Here is a 14,127-nt window from a genome sequence, read left to right as displayed (position 1 = left end):
CTGATAAAGCACGTCCGGCATCTCTGTCGTTTTATTCTTCAAAGCAGCGACAGAGTGCCGGAATTTACTGATTTTGAAAAGCTTCCAATTTGTCCACACGGCCTAGACCTTCTACAAAGATATGATCGCACTCAGTTTCACATTCCTAATCTCGGGTGTTCTTATTTTTCTAGCTTGTCTCCCTCTTGTTCATAACAAGGTTCCGATGAATCGCTTCTTCGGTATGAGAACAAATCGAACATTTCAGTCTGACGATTCGTGGTATCATCTCAATGAAATTGGGGGCATGATTTTCGCCATGATTGGATTCCCTTTGATTCTCGCAGGCGTTTTTGGATTTTTCGTTCCTGAATCGTTACTCAACCAGTTCTCTTGGTCGGTTGCTGCTGTGAATCTTGCTTCACTCAGTGCTGCAATTTATTTCATGGTTCGATATTCTGCGCGTTATACTTCAAATCTTGGACCACTTTCCGATGGGCATTCAGTAGGCGATGAGTAGCAAGATTGGAAAGGGCCACAAAGATTCAATCGGCTAACTCAACTGGTGCTCCATTACCCTGGCGACGGCTACGACCTGTAGAACAATGCGCAGCACCACAAATCCGACCACGCTGGCGGGTTGGAGGATTGACTGGAGGAAGGTGCGAGGTAGAAGTATTGAAAGCGCGCTGAGTCGGCGCGGATTGGGGCTGCTGCGACGTTCGCTCTGGAATCATTGTCCCAAAATTAACCATGCTAGAGTTTATCCTCAACTTATTCGGTTTATCCCGCAGAGAGAAGCCACACTTGAAGGAGGCTCTAGCCTCTGAGCCATCGCCTGAGAATTTTGTAGGGGTCTATTTACTCGATACTTCGGAAGGGACGCCCGCTAACGAGCTTGGGTATGCGTCGATTAGTTCGGAAATTGAAATTCAGCCGGATGGTTCTTTTCAAGCGAGAGATGTGCCTGCTTCCGCAATGCTTGGACTGGACGAGAGACTGCGGGAAGTCGTTCTCGAACCCAACGCTTATCATCTTCATGGAAAGTGGGAACTCGGACAGCAGCTGAGCTCTGCGAGTCTTATCCTGACAATCGATGGCGCCAGTCACTCTTCGGGGCCTCGCAATCCAGATGTCAAACTGGAATCAGAAATGCCAGGCGTCATTCCATTCAATCACGCATTGGTTTTCAGAAACACCGAGCCGTTGACTCTTGGCTTTGCCTTGATGATGAGCGCTGAATTCGAGACCCCGGCTTTTCTCATCTACAAACCGAAGCCGTTGTAGGGACAAACAACTCTCTGCACTCAAACCCTGCGCGTGCGACGGGTGGGTTGTGGGCGCTGCTTCTTTGCGGGCAGGATTTGAGCGTTTGAGAGCGTTTGGGGTTGTCCGGCCAGAATGAATGCGTGGGTTCGCCGATTGGCTACTCCCCTCCCGCATTGTAGACCATGCCGCCGGAGTCGCGGTAGAGGGCGAGCACGGCGCGGGCTTCTTCGCGGAGAAGGTCGCGGGTCACCGAGACGTTGGGAAGAGGTTCGGGGCGGTTTTCTAACAAGTCGGGCCAACCGTCGGGCAACGGTCCTTCGTGGAAGCCGACGATGGACTCCACATCATCCGCGCGCGCGCCGATGACGAGCCCCTTGACCCCCGACCACCAGGTGTTGCCGAAGCATTGGATGCAAGGTTGCGCGGAGGCGACGAGTTCCATCGCAGGCAGACCGGCGGCGGCGAGGTCGTGGGTCTTGAGCTTTTGCTGCGCCAGCGCGAGGGCGACGGTTTCCGCATGGGCGATGGAGGTGTAGGCCGGAATCACGCGATTGACCCCTGCGGCGACCAGACGGCCGGACTCTTTCTCGAAAACCGCGGCGGCGAACGGTCCGCCAGACTCCTCCTCAATATTGCGGCGCGCCAGGGAGAGAACCCACGCCATCCTCTCTTCTCCCGCGGCCCAGGACTGCTCTTCATCGAGGGCGGCGACATCAGCCAGCAACCATGAGGGTAAAGAAATCTCGATTTTCATCGTTTAAAGAAGAGCAAGAAGCATTCCCGTTACCAGCCAATTCGCTGCCGGCCCCGGTGAGTCACCGCAACATTTCTGTCGAAAAGAGACTATCGGGGACGTCGGTTTGGCGATTACCTTTGCGGGACTGCTTGTCCTTCGCTAGCAATTTGGAATCTTATTTGAATGAAAGTCTTACCTCTGACCCTCCTCACCGCGCTGACCTTGCCCGCCTTTTCCCAGAACAAGGCGGATGAGAAAAAATCCCCTGACTGGGAGAACGAAAAGGTCTTCCGCATCAACAAGGAGGCGCCTTCCGCCACCAGAATGCCTTTCCCTTCGGCCGCCGATGCGGTGGCGAAAAAGCGCTTGGAATCTCCCTACTGCCAGCTGCTGAATGGCACTTGGAAATTCCATCACGTCGGGCATCCCGATCAGCGGCCCAAGGACTTTTTCAAGCCGGACTTCGACGTTTCCAGTTGGGACGACATTACGGTCCCCTCCAACTGGCAAATCGAGGGATACGGGACCCTCAACTACTCGAATGCGACCTATCCTTTCGAAAAAAATCCTCCCTACGTGATGGGAACGCCTCCCGGGAACTTCCTGACCTACCCCGAGGAAAACCGCAATCAGGTGGGCTCCTACCGCCGCTCCTTCACCGTCCCCGCAGAGTGGGCCGACCGCGAAACGTTCATCTCCTTCGAGGGGGTCGACTCCGCCTTCTACCTCTGGGTCAATGGCGAGAAAGTCGGCTACTCGCAGGACTCGCGCACCACGGCCAAGTTTCACATTACTGAATTCCTCGTGGAGGGCGACAACACCCTCGCGGTCGAGGTCTATCAGCACTGTGATGGCTCTTACCTGGAGGATCAGGACATGTGGCGACTTTCGGGGATTTTTCGCGATGTTTTTATCCATTCCACTGCGCCCACCGATTTGGCGGACCTCGAAGTCAACGCCACTGTCGCCGACGACTATGAAACCGGCCAACTGAGCCCGAAGCTGACCTTCCGCAACTTTTCCGATGAAGCCACGACCGCGAGCTACACCATCTGGCTGAATCAGCAGAAGCGGGTGGAATCCAAGGTCCGCGTGCCCGCGAAAGACACCGTCACAGTTGGGGGGGACAAGGTCATCTCTCTTCCCAAAGTCTCTCTCTGGACTGCGGAGACCCCCAACCTCCACCAGCTCACCATCCGGGTGCAAGCCGAGGGACAGGAGCCGACCTTTTACAATCATCAAATCGGCTTCAAACGCCAGGAGATCAAGAACGGACAGTTCCTCGTCAATGGTCAGCCCGTCCTCTTCAAGGGCGTCAATCGCCACGACCATCACCCCGAGACCGGCCACTATGTGACGGAGGAGAACATGCGCGCCGACATTCTCGCGATGAAGCGGCTCAATATGAACTCGGTGCGTTGCTCCCATTACCCCAACGATCCGCGCTTCCTCGAGCTCTGTGATGAACTCGGTCTCTACGTCATCGACGAGGCCAACCTGGAAGCGCACGGCACGGGCTGGGGTCACTGGGCGAAGGACTCCTTGGCCAAAGTTCCCTCCTGGAAAGAAGCGCACCTCGACCGCATGAAGAACATGTTGGAGCGCGATAAGAACCACGCCTCCATCGTGATGTGGTCCATCGGCAACGAGTCCGGCGACGGCGTCAACACCAAGGCCTGCTCCGCCTATTTCCGCGAGCGCGACCCCTCCCGCCCCGTCCACTATGAGCAAGCCGCGGACTTCCCGCACGTGGACCTCATCACCCCCATGTACAAGCCCCTCCCCAGCCTCAATGAATGGTGCCGCAAGGAGGAGAAGAAGCCCCTCGATAAGCAGCGCCCCATGATCCAGTGCGAGTATTCCCACGCCATGGGCAACTCCTCCGGCAACCTCGCGGACTACTGGGATATGTGGAGAAAGGAGCGACTGCTGCAGGGTGGCTTCATCTGGGACTGGATCGACCAGGGACTCAGCGCCAAGAAGCATGCCATCGACGTGTGTGGTCCCGATACCCGCCTGATGGGTGTCCTGACCAAGCCCCAGGGTCTTCCGGTCGGCGGCGTGATCATTGACTCCAAGCCCGGGCACACTCCCAAGAAGTCGCTCAAAATCACCGCCAAGGTGCGCGGCAACAAGGCCCCGCAAGTTGGAACGGAAAACAACAACCGCAACGAGTCCGATGGCTACCCCATCGTCACCAAGGGCGACACCGCCTACTCGCTAAAGATCGACGCCTCGAACAAGAACCTCGAGTTCTTCGTCTTCATCAACGGCTGGCAGAGCATCTCCTCTCCCCTGCCCAAGAATTGGCAGAGCGAATTCCATGAAGTGACCGGAACCTACGACGGGGAAAAATTGGTCCTCATCGTCGATGGCCAGGAAGTAGCCAGCAAGCCCGTCACCGGCGAAATCCAAGACAACGGTTTCGACGTCGCGGTTGGGCTGAATACCGAGAAACCTTCCCGCCGCTTCGACGGCTCCATCAAGTCGGCCAGCCTCGTCATTGACGAAAAGCCGGTCTTTGACTTCGACTTCTCGAAACTGGCCGAACAACCCAAGACCCGCGAGTTCTTTGCCTACGGAGGAGACTTTGGCGACCAGCCGAATGACCGCAGCTTTTGCCTCAACGGCATTGTTCGCCCCGACCTCTCCTGGAGCCCGCAGGCCTACGAAGTGCACAAGGTCCACGAGCCCGTGCATGTTTTTCATGACGGCAAAGTCGGCGACTACGGACAGCTCAATCTGAAGTTGAAGAATGAGTACGACTTCATCGACCTTTCCCACCTGCAGGCCGAACTGGAGATTCGCATCGACGGCGAGCTGAAGAGCACCGCCCCGGTCGAAATCCCCGCGTGCGCACCCGGCAAGATGGTTGACTGGACGGTCACCGCCCTTCCCCTCTCCGGCATCGACGCCCAGTCCGATTGTCACGTGCGTGTGGTCTTCAAGCTGAAAGAGGACACCGTCTGGGCCAAGGCCGGCTACATGATCGCCAACAAGGAGTTCCAGCTCCAAGCGCCCAAGGCCAGCCCCGCTCCGGCAGCGGTTCCGGTCGAGTGGAGCGAAAGCGACGGAATGATCACCGCCACCGCCGGCAAGGTGAAGGCCACTTTCCAAAAGCAAAATGGCTCGCTCCTTTCCTATCAAATCGATGGCAAAGAGCAGTTCGCCGGGCCCTTGAATCTCAACTTCTGGCGTCCGCCCGTCAACAACGACGAGGGTGCCAAGCTCCCCTTCAACCTCGCCCCCTGGTATGATGTCTCCAGCACCTCGAAGCCCAAGAAAGTCGAGTTTCAGGACAATCACCTTCACTTCGACCTCAGTCTGGGAGTTGGCAACAGCGACGCCACCATCGACTACCTTTTCCAAGAAAACGGTCAATTGGAGGTCACGGTGAAGCTCTGGCCGCGCGAGGCGCCCATGATGCCCCGATTCGGCATGCAGGTTCAGCTCGCAGCCAGCAATTGGGAGTGGTTCGGCCAGGGACCGCAGGAAAACTATCAGGATCGCCGTCGCTCGGCTTGGACCGGTATTCACTCCGGCAGCATCGCGGAGCTCTTTGACTACTACCTCGACCCGCAGGAATCCAGCAACCGCACCGAGGTGCGCTGGAGCCGCTTTGGCGACCTGACCTTCGAGGCCACTGGCGACCGCCTGCTGGAGGTTTCTGCCTATCCCCACTCCCCCCTCGATGTCGAGTTGGCCCGTCATCCCATCGACTTGAAAACCAAGGAAGAAAGCGGTTCGACCACTTTCGTGAATATTGATTATGGGCAAATGGGCGTCGGTGGCACAAACTCTTGGGGTCAGCTTCCGCTTGAAAAATACCGCCTACCCGCTAAAGGCCAGTATCAATACAGCTTCCGCATTAGCCCCAAGATTGCCAAATGACCCTGCATCCCAACGAACCACTCGCCGACCTCGCCTCCGACGCCAAGTCCCAGCTCAAGCACTTCTTCGGGAGTGAAGCGAGCTTCATCGCGGCAGCGCCAGGGCGAGTGAACCTCATTGGGGAGCACATCGACTATTGCGACGGGTTCGTTTTGCCACTGGCGATTGAGCGCTACATCGTGATCGCGGCGGCTCCCAATGGCCGCGACGAGGTGCGCTTGCGCTCGGTTGGTCAGCCCGAGGCCGTGATTCCTTTGGGTGAAAAGGTCGGCCTTGGAGAGCCCAAGTGGGGCAACTACGTGCGGGGAGTGATCGCGGGCTTTCAGGCACGCGGCCACCAGATTCCAGGCTTCGACGCCTGCTTCGTCTCCAGCGTGCCCAGTGGAGGCGGGCTTTCCTCCTCGGCCGCGCTCGAGTGTGCGGTCGCGACCCTCTTGGAAGGCCTGCTCGACACCACTCTGGACACCAAGGAAAAGGCGCTTTTGGCCCAAAAGGCCGAGCATGAATTCGCGGGTGTTCCCTGCGGCATCATGGACCAGTTCGCTTCTGCCTTTGGGAAAAAGGATCAGCTCATCCTCATCGATTGCCAGAGCGGAGAACCGGAATTGGTGCCCTTCATCAATCCCGACCTCGAGATTCTCGTCGCCAACACCTGCGTCTCGCACGACCTCTCGGACGGAGGCTACGCCGCCCGCCGCAAGGACACCGAAGACGGCTTGGCCGCGATTGGGAAGGACAGCTGGCGCGACGCCACCATGGCCGATGTGGAGGCTGCCAAGGAAGCCATGGGCGACCGCGTCTATCGTCGCTCCCGCCACGTGGTGGGAGAGATCGAGCGCACCATCACCGCCGCCGAATGCTTTAAAAACAACGACTACGCGGATATCGGGCGTCTCATGAAGGCTTCCCACGACTCTTTGCGCGACGACTTCAATGTCTCCTGCCCCGAGCTCGACCTGATGGTCAGCATCGCGGAGGAAATCGGCATTGGCGGAGGCGTCCTCGGTAGTCGGATGACGGGCGGAGGCTTCGGCGGCTCGACGGTGACTCTTTGCCGCCGCGAAGAGGCGCGCGAAATCGCGACCGCGATGCACGAGCGCTATCTGGCCAAGACCAACATTACTCCCGAGATTTTCGCCACCCGCCCGGCCCAGGGTGCGCATTTGCTGTAGAGGCGCTGGAGGGAGTCGAGGCAGGCTTGGTTTTTTGGGGGTCTTCGCTCTTTGGTTCGAAGAGTCCTTGATGTCGAGCACGCAAGCTTTGCTCTTCCAGGTGGACGCGAAAGAACCTTCCTCATCCCCTCCCAGAGCGGCAGCAAGCGGCGCGCACTCCAGAAGATCGAGAGGTGACCGCGAGACTTTGAGTCATTCCGCCCTCTCCTCTTTGATATTGTCTCCCCCCTCTCTCCGACTATCTTTCCCCCAATGGACAAGAAATTCCAATGCTAGGATCGGGTCGGTCGCCTAGCTGTCCGCGGCGTACTCATCATCGGAATTTCCGTCTTTGCCATCGCGCTCATCCTCAATTTTCAGCTCGTGATGGCTTGGATGATGGCCTTTGTAATCCTCGCATTACTCGGGGCTTCCGCCAAAGTGATGTAGCGGAAAAGGCCATCACAGGCTTGCACGTGGTTCACAGACTGCTACCAACAGCGCCATGAGCGAACGGGTAGCCATCATGACTTCTGGCGGAGATTCAGCGGGAATGAATCCCGCAATCAAGTGTGCAACGGACTACGCCATTGCCAACGGAATGGAACCCTACCTAGTCTACGACGGTCTGCGCGGCCTCATTGACGACAAGATCAAGAAGGCTGAGCCCGAGGATGTCTCGGGCATTCTTCACCGTGGCGGCACTGTCTTGCGTTCTTCCCGCTCCAAGCGCTTCTTCGACTACGACATGCGGGCCGTGGCCTACAAGAACCTGAAGGACAAAGGGATTGGCAAGCTCGTGGTCATCGGTGGCGACGGCTCCTTTAATGCCCTCAACCAGTTTCACGCCGATTTCGACATCCCCTTTGCGGGCGTGCCCGCCACCATCGACAACGACATTCCCGGCACCGACTACTGTCTCGGCGTCGACACTGCGCTGAATGTCATTCTCAACTCGGTCGATTCCATTCGCGACACCGCGACTTCCTTCTCCCGCGCCTTCGTCATCGAGGTCATGGGACGCCATTGCGGCTATCTCGCCATGGTCAGCTCCCTCGCTTGCGGAGCGGAAATTTGTCTCGTTCCCGAGATCGATTACGACCTGGATCAGATGGGTGAGCGTATGCGCTTGGAGAAAGAAAACGGCCGCACCTACCTCATCGCCATCGTGGCGGAAGGGGTCAAGATGGGCGACTACCTGACGCGATGGATTGGCGACACCTTGAAAATGGACGCCCGCCTCACCGTTCTCGGCCACACCCAGCGTGGAGGCTCCCCGACCGTGCGCGACCGCATCATGGCCTACCACTTTGCCACCAACGCGATTGACTCCCTGCAACGGGGCGAAACCAGCCGCATCATGACCTATCAGGACGGCGTCTACGGCACCACCAGCGTGCGCGAAGTCGCGGAGGGTAAAGCGGTGATGGGTGAAAAGCTCCTCAAGCTCTGCAGCCCTCTTTGCCGATAAGCAAAGCTCTCTGTGAACTCGTTTCAGTCTTCGCATTCCTCCCAATAATCGATTATTGGCATCCTCACCGCGGCCTTAGTCTCGAGGGCGAGACCAAGGCCATCGGAAGAGGAAGAAGAGAATCGCCAAAGGGCTTTTCCCTGAAGCCATCGCGCGAGTGGAGAGGACGTTTCGTCCACCCGACAATCGAAATGAGAGGACGAGACGTCCACTCCACCAACCCCTTCGCCAATCTAGTATCAAGCTAGCTCGCGTGGCATTCTTCAGACGGCCTCTTGGAGAATTCTCCCCTTTTTCTCATGTTTCTGGAAAAGGCGAAAAGCCATTCCGGTTGGAGGGTTCAACGCGGATTCACCACGTGCGATGGACTCGGAGAAGAGAATTTTTCCATTCCGGTCCCTGCTACCGAATGGCAACGCGCATCGCTTCCCCCAACTAAAAAAGGCCTCTGTCGCTGGCGAGCGGCAGAGGTTCTTTTTCCTAATCCTTGCCTGCTTCCAGCCCTCGACGGGTTACCCCAAGTTTCACCCCGTGCTCGTTGCGAAATCCTTCCAGGGTCCGCTCAAACTCTCCGTTGTCAAAGGCCCGGAGCCTGCCAGGCATTCGACAGCGCGACCAAGGCCAAGCTCAAAAGGGAGGCCCGGTTTTTAAGAACCCAATCTCACTTCGAATCAGATCACTTTCCTTGGGTGGCGCTAGGAGATTCATGTTCTAGGGCAGAACTCGAATTTTCAGATTTCGAAAATCAATTGGCGAGCCCTCAGATTCGAGACAAATCTGCCCGGTCGCGGGCTCCGCCTGATTGCCGCCCGAGACCTCTACCCCGTTCACCCAGAGACGGACTTCACCATTGATGCAGCGGATGTAGTAGTGGTTCCACTCGCCATGACCCTTGGTGGTCTCGGCAGTGGGAAAGGAGCGATTTTTGTTGGGAGAAAGAGGGGCAAAAGGAGTGAGCTTGGCCTCCGCAACCGGAAAGACATCTCCATGGCAAGTGAACCAATCGGCGACCTTGCCGTCCTTCTCGTAGTTGGTCTTGTAGTCGAGGTCGAGAACCTGCACCTCAATTCCGGCAGGAAGGGCGCGCTTGTCCTCACCCTCTTTCATCGCGGTCAGGATGCTCGGAATGCCCCAAACGAAGACTCCCGAATTCCCGGCTGGCTTGTGGTGGCACCACTCCACAATGAGCTCGAAGTTGGTGTAATTTTCCTTGGTGGCAATCACCCCCACCGGTTGGCCAGTGCAAGAAACCGAGTTGCCCTTCCACGACCAGGTGTCCTCCGCGCAATTGATGTTTACGAAGTCCTCGCTGGTCAGATCCACCCACCCCGGACCGGTGCCATCGATTGTGGGAAGAGCGGGCTCCGCAGAAAGCATCCCCCATGTGAGACCAAGAAGTAGGGCAATCGATTTCATGTTCACATGGCATACGGGGCGGAAGAACCCGAAGCTATCGAAAATCTCTGTTACACCCCAATGGGATGCCAGGTGGTCTTGGTCTCTTGCAGGTCCAGGATGTGATAGGGACTGCCTTCCAAAGGCCGATCCGGGTGATTGACGACCCGCTTGAGATTCTCGGCCGCCTCGAGGTCGACTGCCTTTTTCGCAGCCTTATCACCGGAACAAAGAACCACCGCATTGACGTCCATGTGGCTGGCGAAGGGCACCTGGAGTTCATCGCGCTTGCCGGTCAAAATATTGACCACTCCCCCAGGCACATCCGAAGTGGCGAGAACCTCGGCAAAGGAAATCGCGGTGAGCGGAAACTTCTCCGAGGCGAGCAGCACCACGGTATTGCCCCCCACGATGGCAGGAGCCAGCACGGAGACCAAACCTAACAGGCCTCCCTTGGTGGGAGCGATGAGCCCGACCACACCAGTCGGTTCGGGGACGGAAAAGTTGAAGTGCGAGCTCGCCACGGGATTCACCGAGGAGAAGAGCGCGCTGTATTTGTCACTCCATCCCGCGTAGTGCACCAGGAGGTCAATCGCTTCCGCGACTTCTTCGCCCGCCACGTCGGCTGTTAGACCTTGCGCCACCAGTTCGCTGACGAACTGCTCACTCCGGCCATCGAGGACCTCGGCGATGCGATAGAGAATCTGACCCTTGAGATAAGCGGAAGCACCCGCCCAACCCGCCTGAGCAGAGCGCGCGGCCACGATGGCATTGCGCAGATCCTTTTTACTGCCCCAAGAGACATTGGCGAGGAAGTCCCCCTTGCTGTCGTTGAATTCGATAAAGCGACCGGATTCCGTGCGAGGGAATTTGCCGCCGATGAAGAGCTTGTAGGTTTTCTTGATTCCGAGTCGAGACATGGGATTGGTTGTTAGTAATTTGTTAGTCGTCCAATTTAGTCCTCAATTCCTTGCAGAAATTCGGAGGGAGTCACGCTCGGGACTGGAGCGTTTTTAAAGTCTTTCAGATTCCAAGTTACGATTTGCTTTGCGGAGATGATCTCCCTCGCCCTTGCCTGCAATTCGCTCGGCCCAAGTTCGTGCCCCCGGAGCGGGTTTCGACCGCGTGGAAGGAGTGAAAGTGACGTGTGCGATACCATCAGTCACGCTCTCCACCTTGATCTGTCCAAAAATGACTTCCCCCGCATTGGCTGAGGGAAGGTCTTTCGTTGGGATATCAAAGAGTGTTTCGGACATAATCGGAAGAGTTTACGATGGCGGAAGAATGCTGTCAAAGAGAGGAGAGGAGCATTCCTCAGAAGTTTCTAAAGATCCAAGTAGGCTGCCAAGCCGTGGACGCCTCCTTCGCGGCCTATGCCGGATTCTTTGTAGCCGCCGAAGGGTGAGGTCGGGTCGAACTTGTTGAAGGTGTTGGCCCAGACCACGCCCGCGCGGAGGGCTCCGGTCATTTTGAAGACCTTGGCGCCTTTGTCAGACCAGACTCCACCGCTGAGACCGTAAGGAGTGTTGTTGGCCTTCTCAATGGCTTCCTTGGGAGTGCGGAAAGTCTGAATCGCGAGAACCGGCCCGAAGACTTCTTCCTGCACGATGCGATGGCTCTGCGCACATTCGGTGAAAAGCGTGGGCTTGAACCAGTTGCCTTTGCGAGGAAGTTTGCCCTCGGTCTGCCACATGCAGGCCCCTTCCTTCTGACCGGCATCGACGAGCACTTTGATGCGCTCGAGTTGTTCGGCCGAATTGATGGCACCGATGTCGGTGTTCTTGTCGAGGGGGTCTCCGACCACGAGGGTTTCCATGCGCTTCTGCAGCTTGCGGATGACCTGTGGAGCGATGCTTTCCTGCACAAAGAGACGGGACCCGGCGCAACAGACGTGGCCCTGATTGAAGAAGATGCCGTTGACGATGCCCTCAACCGCCTCGTTGATCGCGGCATCTTCAAAGACGATATTGGCAGCCTTGCCGCCGAGCTCGAGGGTGAACTTCTTGTCGGTTCCTGCGACCGCGCGGCGGATATTTTTTCCCACCGCGGTCGACCCCGTAAAGGCGACTTTGTTGACATCGGGATGTTCGACAAGCGCTTGGCCGGTTTCCCCCGCTCCGGTGATGATGTTGACCACCCCAGGCGGCAGTCCGGCATCTTGAAAAAGCTCCGCCAGCTTGAGAGCGGTGAGCGGAGTAGTCTCGGCGGGCTTGAGAACGACGGTGTTGCCACAAGCCAAAGCGGGCGCGATTTTCCACGCCGCCATCAGAAGAGGAAAGTTCCAGGGAATGACCTGTCCCACGACCCCCAGGGGCTTGGGCTTCTTCCCGGGGAACGCATAGTCGAGCTTGTCCGCCCAACCGGCGTGGTAAAAGAAGTGCGCGGCGACGAGCGGGATATCGACATCACGGCTTTCGCGAATGGGCTTGCCGCCGTCCATGGTCTCGATGATGGCGAACTCGCGGGCGCGCTCCTGGATGAGACGGGCGATGCGGAAAAGATACTTGCCGCGCTCGGCCCCGGTCATCTTTCCCCAAGGTCCTTCGAAGGCCTTGCGAGCCGCCTTGACCGCGAGGTTGACTTCCTTCTTCCCGGCCAAGCCGACTTCAGCAAGCACCTCGCTCGTAGCCGGGTTGGTGGTCTCGAAACGCGAGGAGGCCTTGACCCACTTGCCGTCGATGAAGAGGTCATACTGCTTTTCGAGCAGGACGTGATCGGATGATTCAGGAGCGGGAGCGAAGCCGCCGGATAGGAAAGGATGGGAGCCGGGCATAGGGAAAATGGGGTGCTATCTTTTTAGACAGGATGAACTGGATGGAACAGGATTGACGGGGTTTTGGAAGATTTGGACGGAATGAGACAGAATTTCGAGGAAGAGCTTGGACGGAACGTTTGGTTTTGAGTTTTCGTTTTTCCGCTTTTGCTGGGGCGAGTGAGGGCACCTGCGGTCCATGGCTTTTCGTTTTTGAAACGACGCTTCTAGTCTTTAGTGAAGTAGTCACCGCTCTGGTAGCGGCCGGTTTCTTGTTTGCGAATTTGCATGAGCAGGTCGTTGGTCAAGGAGCTGGCGCCGAAACGGAACCACTCGTTATTGAGCCACTTCTCGCCGAGAACTTCGCGCACCATGACGAGGTATTGCAGCGCGAGCTTGGCGTTACTGATTCCGCCCGCAGGCTTCATCCCGACCATGCGGCCGGTGCGTTCGTAGAAATCTTCGATGGCCTGCAGCATCACCAGCGTGACGGGCAGGGTGGCGGCGGGACTGACTTTCCCGGTGGAGGTTTTGATGAAGTCGGCTCCGGCGGCCATGGAGATGTCGCTCGCCCAGCGAACCTGGTCGTAGGTCGCAAGCTCACCGGTCTCGAGGATGACTTTCAGATGCGCTTCGCCACAGGCTTCCTTGCACTTGGCGACTTCGTCGAAGATGGCGCGGTATTCGCCTTGCAGGAACTGGCCGCGCGAAATAACCATGTCGATCTCGTCGGCGCCTTCGTTCACACAGTAGCGGATTTCCGCCAAACGCTCCTTGAGCCTCATCTGCCCGCTAGGGAATGCGGTGGCGACGCTGGCGACCTTCACTCCGCTGCCCTCGACCGCTTTGGCCGCTACTTTGACCATGCGGGGATAGACGCAGACTGCAGCAGCGGGTCCGACGGAAGGGTCTTCGGGAAGCGGGCGCATCGCCTTGGCGCACATCTGGCGCACCTTGCCCACCGAGTCCGCCCCCTCCAGGGTGGTGACGTCCAACATGGTGACCGCCAGACGCAGGCCGGATAGCTTGGTCTCCTTTTTCAGGCTACGGGTGCAAAAGCGTGCCGCCCGTTCCTCCACCCCCACTTGGTCGATGGCTGGGGAAAGCCGCCTGTCAGGGAAAGTCATTACCGCATTACTCACGCTCGGACCTTACGGGATTTTCCGCCGGGCCGAAAGAGGAAAGGTTGACCCCAAGGCCAGCTCAATACTCGTAACCCGGATCGTAGTAGGTATCGCTCGGCTGCGCGTCCCGGGTTATGGGCTTTTGAAAGCGCACCCCATCATCCCGCAGCATGTAGCCCCCCACCGCTCCCACTGCCAAGGGCACGCAGGACGTGGAAACCAACGCCAATCCGACCAACAGGAGAAAGCCCGGAAGCGATTTTCTCAACCTCTGAATTCTCATCACCGGATTAGACACCCTTCCCCCTCCCCCGTTCAAGTCGAGAGTCACCCCCACGGTTTTTGATTTGCTTTGAACC

Annotated in this window: 12 protein-coding genes; 5 read left to right on the top strand and 7 right to left on the bottom strand. The window is 57.6% G+C overall.

What is annotated here, in order from left to right; translation table 11 throughout:
• Positions 1-205: 205 nt before the first annotated feature.
• Positions 206-499 (top strand): SdpI family protein, encoded by a 294-nt coding sequence (locus IE099_RS15300; RefSeq protein ID WP_189571637.1) that lies wholly within the window; start codon positions 206-208, stop codon positions 497-499.
• A gap of 443 nt (positions 500-942) precedes the next feature.
• A complete protein-coding gene (locus IE099_RS15295) occupies positions 943-1,266 on the top strand; it encodes a hypothetical protein (protein WP_189571634.1) in 324 nt (107 codons plus the stop codon).
• Between the two features lie 139 nt (positions 1,267-1,405).
• Here IE099_RS15295 and IE099_RS15290 read toward each other — a convergent pair whose 3' ends face one another.
• On the bottom strand, positions 1,406-2,002 hold the full coding sequence (locus IE099_RS15290) for a tRNA-specific adenosine deaminase (RefSeq protein WP_189571631.1): 597 nt from the start codon (positions 2,000-2,002) through the stop codon (positions 1,406-1,408).
• A 165-nt stretch (positions 2,003-2,167) separates the two neighbouring features.
• Here IE099_RS15290 and IE099_RS15285 point away from each other — a divergent pair, with 165 nt between their 5' ends.
• The 3 genes from IE099_RS15285 to IE099_RS15275 all read left to right on the top strand — a co-directional run bounded on the left by IE099_RS15285 (position 2,168) and on the right by IE099_RS15275 (position 8,497).
• Positions 2,168-5,875: a glycoside hydrolase family 2 TIM barrel-domain containing protein gene (locus tag IE099_RS15285; protein ID WP_189571628.1), complete on the top strand. Its 3,708-nt coding sequence runs from the start codon at positions 2,168-2,170 to the stop codon at positions 5,873-5,875.
• Positions 5,872-7,047: a galactokinase gene (gene galK, locus IE099_RS15280; protein WP_189571625.1), complete on the top strand. Its 1,176-nt coding sequence runs from the start codon at positions 5,872-5,874 to the stop codon at positions 7,045-7,047. Before IE099_RS15285 ends, galK begins: the two co-directional genes overlap by 4 nt.
• A 484-nt stretch (positions 7,048-7,531) precedes the next feature.
• Positions 7,532-8,497 (top strand): 6-phosphofructokinase, encoded by a 966-nt coding sequence (locus IE099_RS15275; RefSeq protein ID WP_189571621.1) that lies wholly within the window; start codon positions 7,532-7,534, stop codon positions 8,495-8,497.
• Between the two features lie 711 nt (positions 8,498-9,208).
• Here IE099_RS15275 and IE099_RS15270 read toward each other — a convergent pair.
• From IE099_RS15270 to IE099_RS15245, 6 genes are all read right to left on the bottom strand, one after another.
• A complete protein-coding gene (locus IE099_RS15270) occupies positions 9,209-9,913 on the bottom strand; it encodes a 3-keto-disaccharide hydrolase (RefSeq protein ID WP_189571618.1) in 705 nt (234 codons plus the stop codon).
• 50 nt (positions 9,914-9,963) lie between these two features.
• A complete protein-coding gene (locus IE099_RS15265) occupies positions 9,964-10,812 on the bottom strand; it encodes an aldehyde dehydrogenase family protein (RefSeq protein ID WP_189571615.1) in 849 nt (282 codons plus the stop codon).
• Positions 10,813-10,905: 93 nt separating this feature from the next.
• Complete coding sequence (locus tag IE099_RS15260; RefSeq protein ID WP_189571613.1) at positions 10,906-11,148, bottom strand: hypothetical protein; 243 nt, start codon at positions 11,146-11,148, stop codon at positions 10,906-10,908.
• Between the two features lie 68 nt (positions 11,149-11,216).
• The gene (locus IE099_RS15255) at positions 11,217-12,665 is read right to left on the bottom strand and encodes an aldehyde dehydrogenase family protein (protein WP_189571610.1); all 1,449 of its coding nucleotides are present in this window, start codon (positions 12,663-12,665) and stop codon (positions 11,217-11,219) included.
• A 206-nt stretch (positions 12,666-12,871) separates the two neighbouring features.
• Entirely contained in the window at positions 12,872-13,771 is a 900-nt protein-coding gene (deoC, locus tag IE099_RS15250; RefSeq protein ID WP_189571648.1) for a deoxyribose-phosphate aldolase, read from the bottom strand.
• A 76-nt stretch (positions 13,772-13,847) separates the two neighbouring features.
• The gene (locus IE099_RS15245) at positions 13,848-14,051 is read right to left on the bottom strand and encodes a hypothetical protein (protein WP_189571608.1); all 204 of its coding nucleotides are present in this window, start codon (positions 14,049-14,051) and stop codon (positions 13,848-13,850) included.
• Positions 14,052-14,127: the final 76 nt, after the last annotated feature.

It is taken from the genome of Roseibacillus persicicus (assembly GCF_014651675.1).
Taxonomy (GTDB): domain Bacteria; phylum Verrucomicrobiota; class Verrucomicrobiia; order Verrucomicrobiales; family Akkermansiaceae; genus Roseibacillus; species Roseibacillus persicicus.
Note: the sequence above shows the minus strand (reverse complement) of the source record. Positions and strands in the feature narration are given on the sequence as shown.

What these genes read in the sequence shown, in the direction of transcription:
- IE099_RS15300 (WP_189571637.1), top strand. Translation starts at nt 206, where the DNA reads ATGAATCGCTTCTTCGGTATGAGAACAAATCGAACATTTCAGTCTGAC.
- IE099_RS15290 (WP_189571631.1), bottom strand. Translation starts at nt 2,002, where the DNA reads ATGAAAATCGAGATTTCTTTACCCTCATGGTTGCTGGCTGATGTCGCC.
- IE099_RS15285 (WP_189571628.1), top strand. Translation starts at nt 2,168, where the DNA reads ATGAAAGTCTTACCTCTGACCCTCCTCACCGCGCTGACCTTGCCCGCC.
- galK (WP_189571625.1), top strand. Translation starts at nt 5,872, where the DNA reads ATGACCCTGCATCCCAACGAACCACTCGCCGACCTCGCCTCCGACGCC.
- IE099_RS15275 (WP_189571621.1), top strand. Translation starts at nt 7,532, where the DNA reads ATGAGCGAACGGGTAGCCATCATGACTTCTGGCGGAGATTCAGCGGGA.
- IE099_RS15270 (WP_189571618.1), bottom strand. Translation starts at nt 9,913, where the DNA reads ATGAAATCGATTGCCCTACTTCTTGGTCTCACATGGGGGATGCTTTCT.
- IE099_RS15265 (WP_189571615.1), bottom strand. Translation starts at nt 10,812, where the DNA reads ATGTCTCGACTCGGAATCAAGAAAACCTACAAGCTCTTCATCGGCGGC.
- IE099_RS15260 (WP_189571613.1), bottom strand. Translation starts at nt 11,148, where the DNA reads ATGTCCGAAACACTCTTTGATATCCCAACGAAAGACCTTCCCTCAGCC.
- IE099_RS15255 (WP_189571610.1), bottom strand. Translation starts at nt 12,665, where the DNA reads ATGCCCGGCTCCCATCCTTTCCTATCCGGCGGCTTCGCTCCCGCTCCT.
- deoC (WP_189571648.1), bottom strand. Translation starts at nt 13,771, where the DNA reads ATGACTTTCCCTGACAGGCGGCTTTCCCCAGCCATCGACCAAGTGGGG.
- IE099_RS15245 (WP_189571608.1), bottom strand. Translation starts at nt 14,051, where the DNA reads ATGAGAATTCAGAGGTTGAGAAAATCGCTTCCGGGCTTTCTCCTGTTG.